Raw genomic sequence first — 17,158 nt, forward strand, 5'->3', positions numbered from 1 at the left:
TCCAGTTTGTCTAATGCCACTCCGCAAGCTTCCGTGAGCGCTCCCAGTCCTGCGACCGGCTCGCCCCTGCGCGGAACCCTGAAAGGCGCGCTGGCGACACTCGTTCTGTTGCTGCTCGCCCTGCTGTTCTGGCAGTTGCTGGATCAACTTCGCGAAACCCAGAAACACCAGCGCCAATACACCATCGATTACACCGCCGACCTGGCCGCGCAAGTCAGCCTGAACATGGCGCTCAACGCGCAAATCGCCCTCAACCTGCTACCGATCGTCGAACAACCGCAAAGCGCCGACGAACAGCGGGCGTTACTGCGCAAGCTGCAACAGTCATTACCGGAACTACGCAGCCTGGCGTTGCTCAGCCCCTCCGGGAAAATCCTCAACGACAGCGCCGATGACAGTCAGGACGCCGACTACCTGAGTGATCTGGTCCGGCGCAGTCATGCCCAGGCCCACTACTTCAGCAACGCCGATGACGGTTCGGTGGTGCACCTACTGCTGCATCAAGCCAGCGGCAGCTCCCGAGGCTATTGGGCCCTGCGCCTGACACCGACCTTTTTCTCGACGCTGACCAAACAGAGCGAGGCCGGCATCCGTCCGCTGTGGCTGGTGGAAAACCGCATTAATCGCCAGATCATCAGCCGCGATGATGCCGTGCCCTCCAGCACGCCAGCCGTGCTGACGCCGGATGAATTGGCCAGCAGTGTGCTGACCGTGCCGTTGAGCAGCAGCGACTGGCAAATGCGCGGGTTGTTCGATCGGCAACGGGTGCTCGAAGAGCTGCTGCCGGCGTTCATTGGCAAATGCCTGCTGGGCCTGGCGTTTTCGCTGCTACCGTTCATTGCGCTGCTGAACATGCGCCGCCGCCAACGCCAGTTGAATGAGGGGCGTCGACGCTACCAGGACATTTTCGAAGGCACCGGCGTTGCACTCTGTGTACTCGACGTATCGGGGCTCAAGGGCGCTTTCGACAAGGCGCAGTTGCAGAGCAACGAACAATTGCAGGCCTGGCTTGAGCGCCCGGAACAACGCCGGCAACTGCTTCAGGAGTTGCGCATCACCGAGGTCAACCAGGTTGCCCTGCAACTGCTCAACGTCAATGCTTGCGGGCAGGCCTGGAACCTGTTGATCGACGGCAATGCACAGAACGGCACGGCCATTGGCAATCAAGTGCTCGAAGCGGTGTTTAACCAGCAGCGACAGCTTGAGCTGGAAATCAAACTGCAGGGTGCCAACGACCGCGATCAGCACTTGTGGCTGGTCCTGCGCCTGCCGGTCGATCAGAACGACTATAAAGCGGTGATCCTGAGCATTACCGACATCACCAGCCGCAAGCTGATCGAGCTGTCACTGCTGGAACGCGAAGGATTCTGGTCCGATGTGGTGCGCACCGTGCCGGATCACCTGTACGTGCAGGACGTAATCAGCCAGCGGATGATTTTCAGCAACCACCACCTGGGCCAGACCCTCGGATACGACCCTACCGAACTGCATCAGATGGGTGAGTATTTCTGGGAAATCCTGCTGCACCCCGAGGATGCCGATTTCTACCATCGCTCGCGCCAGATCCAGCGTCAGGCGGGTTACAGCCAATTGATGCAGTGCCAACTGCGCTTCCGTCATCGTGATGGCAAATGGCGGCGGTTCGAGATTCGTGAACAGGCCCTGGCACGGGACAAGCACAATCAGGTCACGCGCATCATCGGGGTGGCGAAGGACATCACCGATCAGATCGAAGCCAGTGAATCGTTGCGCGACAGCGAACAGCGTTACCGGATGCTCGCCGAAAGCATCAGCGACGTGATTTTCTCCACCGACAGCAAACTGTCGCTCAACTACGTCAGCCCTTCGGTGCAAGCCGTGCTGGGTTATGACGCAGAGTGGATCTTCCAGAACGGCTGGCAATCGATCGTCGCCAACCCGCAACAACTGACCGGCATCTTCACCTTGATGGACCGGGTCAGCAAAGCGCTGGATAAACCCGAGCAACTGGCACTGTTGCGCAGCCAGGTGCAGACCCAACTGTTCCTGTTCGATTGCCTGCGCGCCGATGGCCGCAAGATTCCCATCGAGTTGCGACTGGTGCTGGTCTGGGACGAACACGGCGCGTTTGAAGGCGTGCTGGGGGTCGGTCGTGACATCAGCCAGCAACGCCGCGCCGAGAAAGACCTGCGCATGGCGGCCACGGTGTTTGAACACTCGACCTCGGCGATTCTGATCACCGACCCGGCCGGTTACATCGTTCAGGCCAACGAAGCGTTCAGTCGCGTCAGCGGCTATGCCGTGGAACAAGTGCTCGACCAGTTACCGAACATGCTGACTGTCGACGAGCAGCAGGACGCTCATCTGCGCTACGTGCTCAAGCAACTGCATCAGAACAGTACGTGGGAAGGCGAAGTCTGGCTCAAGCGCCGCAACGGCGAGCACTACCCGGCCTGGGTCGGAATCACGGCGGTGCTGGACGACGAAGGCGACCTGGCCAGTTATGTGTGCTTCTTCAGCGACATCAGCGAGCGCAAGGCCAGTGAACAGCGGATTCACCGCCTCGCCTACTACGACGCCCTGACTCATCTTCCCAACCGCACGCTGTTCCAGGATCGCCTGCACACGGCGCTGCAATCGGCGGACCGGCAGAAGTCATGGGTGGTGCTGATGTTCCTCGACCTCGACCGTTTCAAGCCGATCAACGATTCCCTCGGCCACGCCGCCGGCGACCGCATGCTCAAGGAAATGGCCACGCGCCTGCTCGGCTGCGTCGATGATGACGACACCGTGGCTCGCATGGGTGGCGACGAATTCACCTTGCTGCTGCAACCCCGGGTCAACCGCGAAATCGCGCTGAACCGGGCGATCCATGTGGCGGAACAGATTCTGGCCAGCCTGGTGAAACCCTTTGTACTGGAGGGCCGCGAGTTCTTCGTCACGGCCAGTATCGGCATCGCCCTGAGCCCGCAGGACGGCAATGAACTCAGCCAATTGATGAAAAATGCCGACACGGCGATGTACCACGCCAAGGAACGCGGCAAGAACAACTTCCAGTTTTATCAGGCGGACATGAACGCCAGCGCACTGGAACGCCTGGAGCTGGAAAGTGATCTGCGACACGCCCTGGAACAGAACGAATTCGTGCTGTATTACCAGCCGCAATTCAGCGGCGACGGCAAACGCTTGACCGGTGCCGAAGCCCTGTTGCGCTGGAGTCATCCACGACGCGGGCTGGTGCCGCCGGGGGATTTCATTCCGGTGCTCGAAGAGCTCGGCCTGGTGGTGGATGTCGGCGACTGGGTCATCGGCGAAGCGTGCCGCCAGCTCAAGACCTGGCACCAGACGAAAGTCCGCGTGCCAAAAGTATCGGTGAACATCTCGGCGCGGCAGTTCTCCGACGGCCAGTTGGGCACGCGGATCGCCACCATCCTCAAGGAAACCGGCCTGCCGCCGGCGTGCCTGGAGCTGGAGCTGACCGAAAGTATCCTGATGCGCGAAGTCAGCGAGGCGATGCAGATTCTCGCCGGGTTGAAAAACCTAGGTCTGAGCATTGCGGTCGATGACTTCGGCACCGGCTACTCATCGCTCAACTATCTCAAGCAGTTCCCGATCGACGTTCTGAAAATCGACCGCACGTTTGTCGATGGCCTGCCGTCCGGTGAACAGGATGCGCAAATTGCCCGGGCGATCATCGCCATGGCACACAGCCTGAACCTGGCGGTGATCGCCGAGGGCGTGGAAACCCAAGAGCAACTCGACTTCCTGCGCGAGCATGGTTGCGATGAGGTTCAGGGCTATCTGTTCGGCCGGCCGATGCCACCCAGCCGCTTTGAAGCACAGTTCAGCAATGATGCCCTCTTCATGCTCGACTGAAGTCCTGCTGAGAGGCTGATGACCCCATCGCGAGCAAGCTCCCTCCCACAGTGGATCTTCAGTGTTCGCGCATTTTATGTACACCCGAGAACTTGTGGGAGCGGGCTTGCCCGCGATGAGGCCTGCATGATCACCGCTGATCCCTTCATGAAGCCCACTTGTCTGCGACATGATGTCGTTTCATATGCCATCCAAAACCCGTTGGGTTAGAATGCCCCCCTTTTCTGCCCCCGATCCTTGAGGACCGCCATGTTCAGCCGTGATTTGACTATTGCCAAGTACGACGCCGATCTTTTTGCCGCCATGGAGCAAGAAGCTCAGCGCCAGGAAGAACACATCGAGCTGATCGCTTCGGAAAACTACACCAGCCCAGCGGTGATGGAGGCTCAAGGCTCGGTTCTGACCAACAAGTACGCCGAAGGCTACCCGGGCAAGCGCTACTACGGTGGTTGCGAGTACGTCGACGTCGTTGAGCAGTTGGCCATCGACCGTGCAAAAGAACTGTTCGGCGCCGATTACGCCAACGTTCAGCCGCACGCCGGTTCGCAAGCCAACAGCGCCGTTTACCTGGCCCTTCTGTCGGCTGGCGACACCATCCTGGGCATGAGCCTGGCCCACGGTGGTCACCTGACCCACGGCGCCAGCGTTTCGTCCTCCGGCAAGCTGTACAACGCCATCCAGTACGGCATCGACGCCAACGGCCTGATCGACTACGACGAAGTCGAGCGCCTGGCGGTTGAACACAAGCCAAAAATGATCGTAGCCGGTTTCTCTGCTTACTCGCAGATCCTCGACTTCCCGCGCTTCCGTGCAATCGCCGACAAGGTTGGCGCCTACTTGTTCGTCGACATGGCCCACGTGGCCGGTCTGGTCGCCGCTGGCGTCTACCCGAACCCGGTGCCATTCGCTGACGTCGTGACCACCACCACGCACAAGACCCTGCGCGGTCCACGTGGCGGCCTGATCCTGGCTCGCGCCAATGCCGACATCGAGAAGAAGCTGAACTCCGCGGTATTCCCGGGCGCCCAAGGTGGCCCGCTGGAGCACGTGATCGCCGCTAAAGCGATCTGCTTCAAGGAAGCACTGCAGCCTGAGTTCAAGACCTACCAGCAACAAGTGGTGAAAAACGCCAAGGCCATGGCCGGCGTGTTCATCGAACGCGGTTTCGACGTCGTTTCCGGCGGTACTGAAAACCACCTGTTCCTGCTGTCGCTGATCAAGCAGGAAATCTCCGGTAAAGACGCCGACGCCGCTCTGGGCAAAGCATTCATTACCGTGAACAAGAACTCCGTACCAAATGATCCACGCTCCCCGTTCGTCACCTCCGGTCTGCGCTTCGGCACTCCGGCTGTGACCACTCGCGGCTTCAAGGAAGCCGAGTGCAAGGAACTCGCCGGCTGGATCTGCGACATCCTGGCTGACCTGAACAACGAAGCGGTGATCGACGCCGTTCGTGAGAAGGTCAAGGCCATCTGCAAGAAGTTGCCGGTTTACGGCGCTTGATAGCAGCAGCTTGAATAAACCCGGCCTGACAGCCGGGTTTTTTTTGCCTGTTATTTTTGCACCCCTGCAAACTTCGACACTTCTCTAATTGAAAACTACTGAAACATCAAAGCCCAAAAACAACTACTCATTCCCGCCCCTCGACTGTTAGCTTAATAACCAGCCGACAACTTCGGCCAACTTTACAAATTAAAACTACACACAGGGAATGAACAACATGAGCCAAAACAAAGAGCGATCCTTTATTGCCACAATGACAACCAGCCATGGCAACTTGCATTTACCAGGCATCACCCACGGCAAAACAACACGCATCAAAAAACTTGATTTTGACACGTGGTCTTTCGAAGCCAATATGGACGTATCCAGTTATCTTTGCGTTAAAGCAAACACTGCACCCAAGCAGCTAAAATTCGAGTTTCATTGCATCGACGACTATTACTCAATTTATCTGATCACTGACGGCCCGTATCACCAGTATGCACTGAGTAATGAAGACAAAGACTTCATCAGCGCCTTCCGCCCTGACCATGACCAGACAACCTTTAACTTGCTAGATAAAAACGGAAACGTCATAACCCTCGACCAGATCGACAACGACACTCCGACACTCCGGATTCAGACTCGGGGCGGCCGGACGCTCAGCGTACGGGGCAATACAGCGGTAGGCGGCCTGGTTTGTACAGGCAAAGTCAAAGCACAGCCTCTGGACTTCAAACTTGAAATACTGACCCGAGGCACTCTCTGAGTCATTCTCCCGACCTGCCAATATTGAACGAAAAAAAAATCAACATGGACGAACTAAAATCAAGCATGGACAGCCTGAAATGAAAACCGACCGACAACTATCTTTCACCGCAACCTTTGGCACAGAAACAACGTTATTGAATTTCCTGGACATCGCACTTGGCAAACGGGCAATAGTCAACTCAGGACTTGCCAGCGGTGGATTTTTCACTGGAAAGCGTCAAAGCCGGGATGATTCACACTTAATTGGTTTTCGCCCTGATGTCCCGGTAGACGCCAAACCTCGCCTACAGCTTTATTTCAGGCATACGCAGCGTCATTACAGGCTCTATGTCCGAACAGCAGGGGATTATTATGGAAAATGCCTCAGCATGAGTGACAACGGATTACTTGGGGCATTCCCTTCTGATGACTCGAACGTCTTTGCGCTGAGAGACGAACGCGGAAACATGCTGACCCTTGATACTATAAAAAGTGAATCGCTCAGTATTTATCTGCAGCCGAAGGAGTCTGGACTTCTACATCAACACAAAGAGCATGATTCAACCTATCTTTATGTCGCAGACAAAGGGGATTCCCCTTGGCTTTCAATCTGCACATCCTGGAAAGAAATGCCCCTTACGTCAGCAGCCCCGATGAGGTCTGACGATCCAGGCATTCAATACCGTTGAGCGGCGGCGGACGTCCCCTCCCGACTCAAAACCGGGAGGTGCATAGTCGGGGTGAGGCGGTGATCACCGCCGCCTCACCTGAAAACAACCCAAATTCTGCACACTACTGCGCTGCCACCCGTGCAAATCCTTCGCGAATCTTCTCTTGCGGCAAGTCATCGGCAATGAACACGATCACGCTTTCGCGGGCCTCATCGTCTGCCCACTCGGTATCCCAATCGAAACCATACAGTTTCAGCACACCCTGAAACACCATGCGTCGAGACTCACCGAGGATGTTCAATACGCCTTTGTAGCGCAGCAGTTGCTTGCCATGCTCTTCGAGCAATTCATTCATGAACTCGCTGAGCTTGTCGATATCCAGCGGTTTGTCGGTGCGCAGCACCAGGCTGGAGATGCGGTCGATGGATGGCGCCTTGCTTACCGGACGCAGACTCACGCCACCGCCAAGGTCGGCATTCAGATTAAAACCGCGCACGTCGAGCAATTCAGCCAGATCGATCTGGCCGTGATCGACCACGCGGATCGGCGCACGCCGGTTGATACGGGTCAGGCGTTCACTCAATGCGCTGAAGGTCGGCTCATCCACCAGATCGCGCTTGCTCACCAGCAAGCGGTCTGCGAAACCGATTTGCGCCTGGGCAATGGTTTGAGCCAGGTGCGTGTCGGCATGCGCCGCGTCGACCAGGGTGATGATGCCGTCGAGGAGGTAGCGTTCACGCAGTTCTTCGTCGATGAAGAACGTTTGCGCCACCGGAGCCGGGTCCGCCAGGCCAGTGCATTCGATCACCAGGCGATCGAAGGCGATGTCGCCGCTGTCCAGGCGTTCGAGCAACAGGTACAGCGCCTTGGTCAGGTCGGTGTGGATGGTGCAGCAGACGCAGCCGTTGGACAGCGTCATGACTTGTACCGGCTCGTCGCCCAACAGTTGGGTATCAATACCAGCATCACTGAATTCGTTTTCGATCACGGCTATTTTCAGGCCGTGCTCTGCTTTCAACAGGTGACGCAACAGCGTGGTCTTGCCGGCGCCAAGGAAGCCGCTGAGGATCGTGACGGGGATGGGAGAGGACAAACTGAATCTCCTGCTTCATAAAATAAAAAGTGAACACAAAAACAAATGTGGGAGCGGGCTTGCCCGCGATAGCGATTTACCATTCAACATCAATGCTGACTGATAGTCCGTCATCGCGGGCAAGCCCGCTCCCACAGGGGTTGCATCAATCTGGCTGTCGGATCAACAGCACTTCGGCCCACCCTTGCCACCGTAACGCGCTTCCTGACGTTCGCGGAAGAACATCTCGTAGCTCATCACCGGTTTGTCCGGGTGTTTGGTTTGCATATGCTCGACGTAGGTGTCGTAGTCGGGCATGCCGACCATCAGGCGCGCGGCCTGACCGAGGTATTTACCGAGACGACTCAGGTCATTGAACATGTTTGCAATCCTCGATTACGCGTCAGGCAGGGCGTGGAATGGCGATTCTTTATCCGTGCGCTCTTTTTTACCCCAGGAGGCAATGCCGACCTTGAGTGCATAGAACAGGATGCTGAATACCACGAACAGGAACAGCGCCGTCAGCGTAGCGTTGGTGTAGGCATTGAAGATCACGTGCTGCATCTGCGTGATGTCCTTGGCCGGGGCGAGGATCTGACCGTTGGCCAGCGCATCGCTGTACTTCTTGGCCAGCGACAGAAAGCCGATCGCCGGGTTGGCGTCGAACAGCTTGATGAAGCCTGCGGTGGTGGTGCAGATCAGCAGCCAGACCGCTGGCACCAACGTCACCCAGATGTAGCGCTGGCGTTTCATTTTGATCAGCACAACGGTGCCGAGCATCAGCGCGATACCGGCCAGCATCTGGTTGGAGATGCCGAACAGCGGCCACAAGGTGTTGATGCCACCCAACGGATCGATGACGCCCTGATACAGCAACCAACCCCACATCGCTACACAACCGGCGGTGGCGATCAGGTTGGCGGTCCAGGATTCCGTACGTTTCAGCGCCGGCACGAAAGAGCCCAGCAAATCCTGAAGCATGAAACGACCGGCACGGGTACCGGCGTCGACAGCCGTCAGGATGAACAGCGCTTCGAACAGGATCGCAAAGTGGTACCAGAACGCCATGGTGTTTTCACCCGGCAGGACACTGTGCAGGATCTGCGCGATACCGACCGCCAGGGTCGGCGCACCACCGGCACGGGCCAGGATGGTGGTTTCGCCGATGTCATGGGCCACGGCTTGCAGGGCTTCCGGGGTAATGGCAAAACCCCAGCCGCTGACCGCTTGCGCCACCGCTACCACATCACCGCCGACCACGGCCGCCGGACTGTTCATCGCGAAGTACACGCCTGGTTCGATCACCGAGGCCGCAACCATGGCCATGATCGCCACGAAGGACTCCATCAGCATGCCGCCGTAACCGATGTAACGGGCGTTGGTTTCGTTATCCAGCAGTTTCGGCGTGGTGCCGGAAGAGATCAGCGCGTGGAAACCCGAGACCGCGCCACAGGCGATGGTGATGAACAGGAACGGGAACAGACCGCCCTTCCACACCGGGCCGGTGCCGTCGATGAACTGGGTCAGCGCGGGCATTTTCAGCTCGGGCATGGTCACCAGAATGCCGATCGCGAGGGCGACGATGGTGCCGATTTTCAGGAAGGTCGACAGGTAGTCACGCGGGGCCAGAATCAGCCACACCGGTAACACGGCGGCCACAAAACCGTAGCCGATCAACATCCAGGTAATCTGAATGCCGGTGAAGCTGAACGCCTTGGCCCAGACCGGGTCAGCGGCAATCTGCCCGCCCAGCCAGATCGAACCGAGCAGCAGCAACACGCCGACCACGGAGATTTCACCGATGCGGCCCGGGCGGATGTAGCGCATATAGATGCCCATGAACATCGCGATCGGGATGGTCGCCATCACCGTGAAAATGCCCCAAGGGCTTTCAGCCAGGGCTTTCACGACGATCAGTGCCAGCACCGCGAGGATGATGATCATGATCAGGAAGCAGCCAAACAGTGCGATGGTGCCCGGGATGCGGCCCATTTCTTCACGGACCATGTCGCCCAGGGACCGACCGTTGCGGCGGGTCGACATGAACAACACCATGAAGTCCTGAACAGAACCGGCCAGCACCACGCCCGCGATTATCCACAGAGTACCCGGCAGGTAACCCATCTGCGCCGCCAATACCGGACCGACCAGAGGACCAGCGCCAGCGATGGCCGCGAAGTGGTGGCCGAAAAGAATGTGTTTGTTGGTCGGCACGTAGTCCAGACCATCATTATTGAGTACGGCGGGGGTCGCCCGTCGCGGGTCGAGTTGCATCACATTGTTAGCGATGAACAGACTGTAGTAGCGATACGCAACCAGATATATGGCCACCGCCGCGACCACAATCCACAAGGCGTTGATTGCCTCTCCGCGGCGCAGTGCCACTACCCCAAGTGCGCACGCACCGACGATTGCCAGCAGCAGCCAGGGTAAGTGGCTTAGCAGGCTATTATTATTTTTCATTTTATGATTCCAGCCAGAGTGGACAAGAAAGAAAGCCACCCCGAGTTTAGCTCTCCTGACGGCAAAGGCCATACCCCAACATTGGTCTAAACGCCTGTCTGCGCTGGCAGGCTTTGATATTGCGGGTCTATAGTCAGCGTACCTTTTCGAGGATTACGCCATGAGCGAGCACGCCGCCGATCGCCGCCGCTTCAAACGTATCGCGTTCGATGCCAAAACCGAGTTGAGCCAAGGGGAATACATCTGGCCGGTGAAGCTGATCGACCTGTCGCTCAAGGGACTGCTGATCGAGAAGCCCGAGCCGTGGCTGGGAAATCGAGAGTGGCATTTCCTGGTCGATATTCACCTCACCGATGACGTTGCCATCAAGATGGATGTGCAACTGACCCACGATGATCATGGCCAGCTTGGCTTCGTCTGCAAACACATCAGCCTGGAATCGATTGAACGCCTGCGGCGGTTGATTGAACTCAACGTGGGAGACTCGCAAGAGCTGGAACGTGAGCTGGGGGCGTTGATCGAGATCTGAATTCACCCCCGGCTCCTACAGGAATTGCGGGTTACTCGAACAACGCGTCCAGTGCCTGTTCCAGACGGGTCACTGCAATTATCTGCAACCCCGGCGGTGATTCTTTCGGCGCATTGCCCTTGGGCACGATGGCGCGCTTGAAGCCGTGCTTGGCGGCTTCTTTCAGGCGTTCCTGACCGCTTGGCACCGGGCGCACTTCGCCCGACAGGCCGACTTCGCCAAACACCAACAGATCATGCGGCAGTGGCCGGTTACGCAAACTGGACATGACGGCCGCCATCAACGCCAGGTCTGATGCTGTTTCCAGCACCTTCACCCCGCCCACCACATTGAGGAATACGTCCTGATCGTGGGTCGGAATGCCGCCATGACGGTGTAAAACCGCGAGCAGCATCGCCAGGCGATTCTGATCCAGCCCCAGTGTTACCCGGCGCGGGTTGGCCAAATGACTGTCGTCCACCAAGGCCTGGACTTCCACCAGCATCGGTCGTGTGCCTTCCCACGTAGCCATGACCACACTGCCCGGTACTTCTTCCTGAGCGCGAGTGAGAAAAATCGCCGAGGGATTGGAGACTTCTTTCAAGCCCTTGTCGGTCATGCCGAACACACCCAATTCGTTAACTGCGCCAAAACGGTTTTTCACCGCCCGCAGCAAACGCAGACGCCCATCGGATTCGCCTTCGAAATACAGAACGGTGTCGACCATGTGCTCCAGCACGCGCGGACCGGCCAGAGCACCTTCTTTGGTCACGTGGCCGACCAGGAAAATCGCCGTGCCGCTTTGCTTGGCATAACGCACCAGCAGCGCTGCGCTCTCGCGAACCTGCGAGACACCGCCCGGTGCCGATTGCAGTTGTTCGGTGAAGATCGTCTGGATCGAGTCGATCACCATGACCTTGGGTTTTTCCACCCGGGCCGTGGCGATGATGGTTTCGATGCAGGTTTCGGTCATCACCCGCAGTTGGTCCTGCGGCAAACCCAGCCGGCGGGCGCGCATGGCCACTTGTTGCTGCGATTCTTCGCCGGTGACGTACAGCGCCGGCATGCTTTTGGCGAGGTTGCACAAGGTTTGCAACAGGATGGTCGATTTGCCGATGCCCGGGTCACCGCCGATCAGCACCACCGAACCGTCGACCAGGCCACCGCCCAGCACCCGATCGAGTTCACTGGAGGCTGTGGAAAACCGCGGTACTTCTTCGACACTGACTTCGGCCAGTGTCTTGATCTGGGCCTGCTGACCGGTCCAGCCAGTGCGACCGCTCGGGGCGGCGGCGCCACCGCTTTCCACCATGGTTTCGGTCAGCGTGTTCCAGGCCCCGCACTCGCCGCATTGGCCGGCCCACTTGGGGAAGGTTGAGCCACACTCGGTGCAGCCGTACATGCGCTTGGCCTTGGCCATCTGAACTCCCGGCAAAAACCGCGATGATAGCTCAGCTGACACCGATCAGCGCGGCGCGGCGGTACGGATTTCGCCGCTGGCCAGACGCGTGGCGCTGTTGCCTAACGGATCTTCGGCGTTCAGGTCCGCGCCTTTGGCCTTGAGTGCATCGAGCAACTCGGCACGTTTGAACAATCCGGCGTACATCGCCGCAGTCTGCCCCGCGCCGTTGCGCTGGTCCGGACTGCAACCGGCCGACAACAAGGTCCGGGCGATTTGCACTTCGCCTTTGAAAATCGCCCCCATCAATGCCGTGTTGCCTCGCTGATCCTGAGCACAGGCATCCGCGCCGGCGGCGAGCAAGCGATCGACTGCGCCGGTCTGGCCGTGATAAGCCGCCAGTATCAGCGCGGTATAACCCTTGCCATCGCGGGTATCGAGCGAGTATCCAGCCTCGATGAACGTGTCGAGCATTGGCACATCACCACGGCGGGCGGCGTCGAAGTAGTAATCCTGCAATTGAGCAGACAGCGCGGCCGCATCGTCACTTGTGGAGGAAAAGGCACTGGTCGAAAGCAACGCCAGCACCAGAAACAGATAATCACGCATCGCAATCTCCTTGGCTCGACGGGACCTCACCCGAGGTCCCGCTTTTCAGGCAAACGCGGTCAGTCGACCAGGTTGGCCGCCAGCGCCTTGACCCGGCTCAGGTCACCCTTGGCCACCTTGGTCACGCCCGTCCCGTATTCCGGGTCGGCCTTGTAGAGGAACGACAGGATGATGTGCTTGCTCTCGTCATCGGTTGTCGCGAGCGAACCGCCAAAACTCTCGATCAGGTCATTTCGCTCTTTTTTGCTGAAGGAGCGATACAGATCACCAGCCTGCTTGAAGTTTTGCTCGCGCTGGATCTTCGCCTGCTGGGTGCTGCCCGTCAGCGCCGATTGGCTGTAGCGCGCGGCTTGCGGTTCTTCGCGGGGCATTAGACGACTCGGCTGATAATTCACGCCTGTACTGCTTTGACCGATGTTCATCGCGCCGTCCTGATTACCGTTATTCACGGCAACTTTTGGCGCATTGATCGGCAACTGCAGCGCATTGGCGCCCAGACGATAGAGTTGCGTATCGGCGTAGGAGAACACTCGCCCTTGCAATAAGCGATCTTCCGAAGGCTCGATACCGGGAACAAGATTGGCGGGGGCCATGGCGACTTGTTCGGTTTCCTGGAAGACATTCGAAGGATTACGATTCAAGACCATTTGTCCAACTTTTCGTTCAGGAACTCCGGGCCAGATCTTGGTCGCGTCCAATGGATCGAAATCAAACTTGTACAGATCTTGTGATTTTACAACCTGAACGTACAAGTCCCACTTCGGAAAATCGCCCTTGTTAATATGCGCAACCAAGTCATTTGTCATATGACTGTAATCTTTACCTTGAACTTCTGTCACGGACTTTGGATCGAGATTATTAATCCCCTGCAAACTCTTCCAGTGAAACTTCACGTAGTGCACATCGCCTTTGGCGTTAACTAACTTGTAGGCGTGCACACCGTTGCCATCCATTTCCCGATAACTGGCGGGAGTACCAGAGTTGGAATACAGTTCGGTCAGGGTGCGAGTGGCTTCCGGGACATGGGAAAAAAAGTCGAAACGCCGCGAATCATCGTCGAGGTTGGTGCGAGGGTCTGGTTTAAACGCATGGACCATGTCTGGAAACTTGATCGCGTCACGGATGAAGAAGGTCGGGAAATTGTTGCCCACCAAGTCCCAGTTGCCGTCGGCGGTGTAGAACTTGGTGGCGAAACCGCGAGGGTCGCGCAGGGTTTCCGGCGAATGGTTGCCATGAACAACGGCGGAGAAACGCACGAACACCGGTGTGCTCTGGCCACCAGCAAACACTTTCGCCTTGGTCAGGTCGCTCAGGTCATTGGTCACGGTGAACGTGCCATGGGCCCCGGTGCCACGAGCATGCACCACACGCTCAGGAATGCGCTCACGGTCAAAGCGCTGCAGCTTCTGGATCAGTTGCACGTCCTGCAACAGCACCGGGCCAGTGGCACCCGCGGTTTGTGAGTTCTGGTTATCCCCCACGGCAGCACCGTTATCGCGGGTCAGTGTTGCAGCATGGACGGAGAAGGACAGTAGAGTGGCGGTTAAAACGCCAAAGGTACGCCGATGGGGAAAAGTCCCCGGGCCGATGGTCGAAGTCATATCAGGTTCCTCTGTTTTCAAGACGCACTCCCAGTGCGTGGACCAGAGGCTAGGGACCGAAGCAGTAAAACTTAAATAGAAATATCGCAACGTGACGATTCAGAATTTTATGTCGCCAATCAGTTACTTAACGCGTATTTTGCGCGCGATTGCTGGCACTTTGCCTTTTAATTACCGGCAAACAGGTCAATTACATCGAGCATTGTAATTAGGTGTTTCGAGCACGAGTCGTTTTGCTGATTTACACTGCGTTCACCAACCTCATCTGTAACAAGGAAATAACCTATGGGCGTGATAAGTGAGTTCAAGGCCTTCGCGGTCAAAGGTAATGTGATCGACATGGCGGTCGGTATCATCGTCGGCGCGGCCTTCGGCAAGATCGTTACGTCGTTTGTCGGTGACGTGGTCATGCCGCCCATTGGCCTGTTGATCGGCGGGGTCGACTTCAGTGATCTGGCCATTACGCTTAAGGCCGCCGAAGGCAACGCCCCGGCCGTGGTGCTGGCCTACGGCAAATTTATCCAGAGCATGATTGACTTCGTCATTGTCGCGCTCGCGATTTTCATGGGGATCAAAGCGATCAACCAACTGAAGCGCGAAGAGGCCGCCGCCCCGACACTGCCGCCGGTTCCGAGCAAGGAAGAAGAGTTGTTGAGCGAAATCCGCGACCTTCTCAAAGCCCAGAACAATCGGCCCTGACAGGCTGGCTGCAACAAGAAACGGCGCCTTTGGGGCGCCGTTTTTTTTACCAGAAGTTTTCCACAGCCACTTGGCCGGGTCGTCGACTGAGGCTCAAGTGCATGTCACGCTGTTTGAGCAATTTACGCGTGTCATCGATCATCTGCGGATTGCCACACAACATGACCCGCGAATGCTCGGCCGTCAGCGCCACGCCTGCTGCCCGTTCCAGCTCGCCATTTTCGATCAGCGTAGTGATCCGTCCATTCAGGGCGCCAGGGTGTTGCTCGCGAGTGACGGTGGCGATGAACTGCAACTTGTGGGCGTATTCGGCCAGATAATCGCGTTGCCCCAACTCGGCGATCAGCGCCTGATAAGCCAGTTCCCGGGCTTCGCGTACGCTATAGACGAGGAGGATGCGCTCGAATTTCTCCCACACTTCGAAGTCCTGCAGGATCGACAGAAACGGAGCAATGCCGGTGCCTGTGGATAACAACCAGAGGTCACGCCCATCGACAAAGCGGTCAGGGGTCAAATAACCAAAGGCCTGGCGGTCGACCAGTAAAGTATCGCCGACGTCCAGGCGACTCAGCTCGCTGGTGAACTCCCCGCCTGGCACCACAATGGAGAAGAACTCGAGAAACTCGTCATAGGGTGAGGACACCATCGAATAGGCGCGCCAGACCGTACCGCCATTCGCCTTGGTAACGCCTAGCCGGGCAAACTGCCCCGCCCTGAATCGAAAGCCCGGATCCCGGGTAACCCGCAGGGTAAAGAGATTCGGGGTCAACGGCTGGACGTCGAGCAAGGTTTGGCGAGTGAACTTTTCGGCACTGGCGGTCATGGGTCGCTCCATTGAACTGATACCGCCAGTGTCGCGCAAAGCAGATGATGTAAACACTGATAATTTGTAGTGTCTTTAGAAATGAGATCCGCTGTTAGTCGCACTGAGTTGTACAACTGCTTATACATCGTCAATGACATATGAAAACTTGTACAAAAAACAATAAATAGAATTACATCTACCATGCTAGATAGTTTTATCTGCGCGCCCCAAAGCTAAGAACCAGATATGCACTTCCGATAGTTTTCAAGAGCAAAAAATTGCAGCGCTTATGTAGGATTACTCCTACACTCGGCACGTGCTGGATCTCGGATCCAAACATGCACCCCCAAGATGTTCGCATGGAGTTACCGCAATGAAAATGTGGAAGGAGTCACAGTTACGACAGATATACGATGCCAAGGAAATTAAATCCGCCTATGAAATCTCACTCGATCTGATCCAGTGTCTTGGTTTCAATTTCTGTGCTTTTTCAATTACATCCTCCGCGGACGGGCTTAATTGCGACACGGTAAATTTTAACAATTACCCGCCCGATTGGAACACGAAGTATGAACATGAACATTTTGGTGACATAGATCCAATACTAGCTCATTGCAATCAATCAGAGCTGCCAATTCTTTGGGAGGATGAGGTCTTTTCAAAGGCTCCTCAGTTGAGACAGGCGCAAAAAAAACAAGGCTTGCAGTATGGCTGGTCACAATCGTTACACGACGGTAGCGGTCTGCGCAGTATGTTTAGCCTGGCCAGAAGCAGCACCCCGATCACTGCCGAGGAACTGTATGGACATCTGGGTTACGTCATTTTCATCAACCACCATATGCATGATCTCGCGGCTCAAAAACTGCGGCATCGCCTGCCGACAGCCTGCACACCTCATTTGTCGACGCGTGAAGTCGAAATCCTGAAATTGTCGGCCGACGGCAAGACCGCCTATGAATGCTCCAGAATTCTCAGCATCAGCGAACGCACCATCAATTTCCATGTGCGCAGCGCTATCCAGAAGTTTGGCGTGAACAACAAGATTGCAGCGGTGATAAAGGCGGTGAGGACGGGCGCCATCTGAATCCACCCGGTTCATGGAAAACCCGCGAGTAATCCAACCGAAAAAAAAGTACCATTTGCGGTCCCCCCTGAGTGATGACGTGTTTAACATCTCGTCGATGTGCACTCGGACGGTCCCGCCCGCTACAACGCCTTCGGCAGCGGGACACCACACCCGTTGA

The 17,158-nt window shown here is 57.0% G+C and carries 14 protein-coding genes; 7 read left to right on the forward strand and 7 right to left on the reverse strand.

Annotation, left to right across the window (positions count from 1 at the left end; all coding sequences use genetic code 11):
• The first annotated feature begins 6 nt into the window (after window positions 1–6).
• The 4 genes from AB4N76_RS09860 to AB4N76_RS09875 all read left to right on the forward strand — a co-directional run bounded on the left by AB4N76_RS09860 (window position 7) and on the right by AB4N76_RS09875 (window position 6,776).
• Window positions 7–3,855 (forward strand): sensor domain-containing protein, encoded by a 3,849-nt coding sequence (locus tag AB4N76_RS09860; RefSeq protein ID WP_460164420.1) that lies wholly within the window; start codon window positions 7–9, stop codon window positions 3,853–3,855.
• 249 nt (window positions 3,856–4,104) lie between these two features.
• Window positions 4,105–5,358 (forward strand): serine hydroxymethyltransferase, encoded by a 1,254-nt coding sequence (gene glyA / locus AB4N76_RS09865; RefSeq protein WP_046028588.1) that lies wholly within the window; start codon window positions 4,105–4,107, stop codon window positions 5,356–5,358.
• Between the two features lie 217 nt (window positions 5,359–5,575).
• Entirely contained in the window at window positions 5,576–6,106 is a 531-nt protein-coding gene (locus tag AB4N76_RS09870) for a hypothetical protein (protein WP_046028590.1), read from the forward strand.
• Between the two features lie 79 nt (window positions 6,107–6,185).
• Window positions 6,186–6,776 carry a hypothetical protein gene (locus tag AB4N76_RS09875; RefSeq protein WP_460164421.1) on the forward strand — a complete coding sequence of 197 codons (591 nt, stop codon included), beginning with the start codon at window positions 6,186–6,188 and terminating at the stop codon, window positions 6,774–6,776.
• A 103-nt stretch (window positions 6,777–6,879) separates the two neighbouring features.
• Here AB4N76_RS09875 and yjiA read toward each other — a convergent pair whose 3' ends face one another.
• The 3 genes from yjiA to AB4N76_RS09890 form a co-directional block, all read right to left on the reverse strand.
• On the reverse strand, window positions 6,880–7,851 hold the full coding sequence (gene yjiA, locus AB4N76_RS09880; RefSeq protein WP_077431236.1) for a GTPase: 972 nt from the start codon (window positions 7,849–7,851) through the stop codon (window positions 6,880–6,882).
• A 162-nt stretch (window positions 7,852–8,013) separates the two neighbouring features.
• Window positions 8,014–8,211 carry a YbdD/YjiX family protein gene (locus AB4N76_RS09885; RefSeq protein ID WP_003228401.1) on the reverse strand — a complete coding sequence of 66 codons (198 nt, stop codon included), beginning with the start codon at window positions 8,209–8,211 and terminating at the stop codon, window positions 8,014–8,016.
• A 15-nt stretch (window positions 8,212–8,226) separates the two neighbouring features.
• Entirely contained in the window at window positions 8,227–10,293 is a 2,067-nt protein-coding gene (locus AB4N76_RS09890) for a carbon starvation CstA family protein (RefSeq protein ID WP_046028595.1), read from the reverse strand.
• Between the two features lie 160 nt (window positions 10,294–10,453).
• On the opposite strand from AB4N76_RS09890, the gene AB4N76_RS09895 reads away from it, so the two are divergent.
• Window positions 10,454–10,822 carry a PilZ domain-containing protein gene (locus AB4N76_RS09895; RefSeq protein ID WP_046028598.1) on the forward strand — a complete coding sequence of 123 codons (369 nt, stop codon included), beginning with the start codon at window positions 10,454–10,456 and terminating at the stop codon, window positions 10,820–10,822.
• Window positions 10,823–10,853: 31 nt separating this feature from the next.
• Here the strand turns inward: AB4N76_RS09895 and radA are convergent, their stop codons facing one another.
• Genes radA through katB form a run of 3 tightly spaced genes read right to left on the reverse strand, consistent with a single transcriptional unit; the run spans window position 10,854 to window position 14,410 of the window.
• On the reverse strand, window positions 10,854–12,221 hold the full coding sequence (gene radA, locus AB4N76_RS09900) for a DNA repair protein RadA (RefSeq protein WP_046028601.1): 1,368 nt from the start codon (window positions 12,219–12,221) through the stop codon (window positions 10,854–10,856).
• 45 nt (window positions 12,222–12,266) lie between these two features.
• Window positions 12,267–12,809 carry an ankyrin repeat domain-containing protein gene (locus AB4N76_RS09905; RefSeq protein ID WP_046028602.1) on the reverse strand — a complete coding sequence of 181 codons (543 nt, stop codon included), beginning with the start codon at window positions 12,807–12,809 and terminating at the stop codon, window positions 12,267–12,269.
• Window positions 12,810–12,868: 59 nt separating this feature from the next.
• Window positions 12,869–14,410 (reverse strand): catalase KatB, encoded by a 1,542-nt coding sequence (katB, locus tag AB4N76_RS09910; protein WP_077431234.1) that lies wholly within the window; start codon window positions 14,408–14,410, stop codon window positions 12,869–12,871.
• A 285-nt stretch (window positions 14,411–14,695) separates the two neighbouring features.
• Between katB and mscL the strand changes: the two genes are divergently transcribed.
• Window positions 14,696–15,109 (forward strand): large-conductance mechanosensitive channel protein MscL, encoded by a 414-nt coding sequence (mscL, locus tag AB4N76_RS09915; RefSeq protein ID WP_046028605.1) that lies wholly within the window; start codon window positions 14,696–14,698, stop codon window positions 15,107–15,109.
• Between the two features lie 46 nt (window positions 15,110–15,155).
• On the opposite strand, the gene AB4N76_RS09920 is transcribed toward mscL, so the two are convergent.
• Window positions 15,156–15,932, reverse strand: a complete 777-nt coding sequence (locus tag AB4N76_RS09920) for a ferredoxin--NADP reductase (protein WP_460164422.1) — start codon at window positions 15,930–15,932, stop codon at window positions 15,156–15,158.
• Window positions 15,933–16,287: 355 nt separating this feature from the next.
• Between AB4N76_RS09920 and AB4N76_RS09925 the strand changes: the two genes are divergently transcribed.
• Window positions 16,288–16,998, forward strand: a complete 711-nt coding sequence (locus tag AB4N76_RS09925) for an autoinducer binding domain-containing protein (RefSeq protein ID WP_460164423.1) — start codon at window positions 16,288–16,290, stop codon at window positions 16,996–16,998.
• Window positions 16,999–17,158: the final 160 nt, after the last annotated feature.

The sequence above is a fragment of the Pseudomonas sp. S2_F03 genome, from assembly GCF_054668335.1.

Bases quoted from the DNA above. Each gene is read 5' to 3' on its own strand.
- glyA (WP_046028588.1), top strand. From the start codon at position 4,105: ATGTTCAGCCGTGATTTGACTATTGCCAAGTACGACGCCGATCTTTTT.
- AB4N76_RS09870 (WP_046028590.1), top strand. From the start codon at position 5,576: ATGAGCCAAAACAAAGAGCGATCCTTTATTGCCACAATGACAACCAGC.
- AB4N76_RS09875 (WP_460164421.1), top strand. From the start codon at position 6,186: ATGAAAACCGACCGACAACTATCTTTCACCGCAACCTTTGGCACAGAA.
- AB4N76_RS09885 (WP_003228401.1), bottom strand. From the start codon at position 8,211: ATGTTCAATGACCTGAGTCGTCTCGGTAAATACCTCGGTCAGGCCGCG.
- AB4N76_RS09890 (WP_046028595.1), bottom strand. From the start codon at position 10,293: ATGAAAAATAATAATAGCCTGCTAAGCCACTTACCCTGGCTGCTGCTG.
- AB4N76_RS09895 (WP_046028598.1), top strand. From the start codon at position 10,454: ATGAGCGAGCACGCCGCCGATCGCCGCCGCTTCAAACGTATCGCGTTC.
- radA (WP_046028601.1), bottom strand. From the start codon at position 12,221: ATGGCCAAGGCCAAGCGCATGTACGGCTGCACCGAGTGTGGCTCAACC.
- AB4N76_RS09905 (WP_046028602.1), bottom strand. From the start codon at position 12,809: ATGCGTGATTATCTGTTTCTGGTGCTGGCGTTGCTTTCGACCAGTGCC.
- katB (WP_077431234.1), bottom strand. From the start codon at position 14,410: ATGACTTCGACCATCGGCCCGGGGACTTTTCCCCATCGGCGTACCTTT.
- mscL (WP_046028605.1), top strand. From the start codon at position 14,696: ATGGGCGTGATAAGTGAGTTCAAGGCCTTCGCGGTCAAAGGTAATGTG.
- AB4N76_RS09920 (WP_460164422.1), bottom strand. From the start codon at position 15,932: ATGACCGCCAGTGCCGAAAAGTTCACTCGCCAAACCTTGCTCGACGTC.
- AB4N76_RS09925 (WP_460164423.1), top strand. From the start codon at position 16,288: ATGAAAATGTGGAAGGAGTCACAGTTACGACAGATATACGATGCCAAG.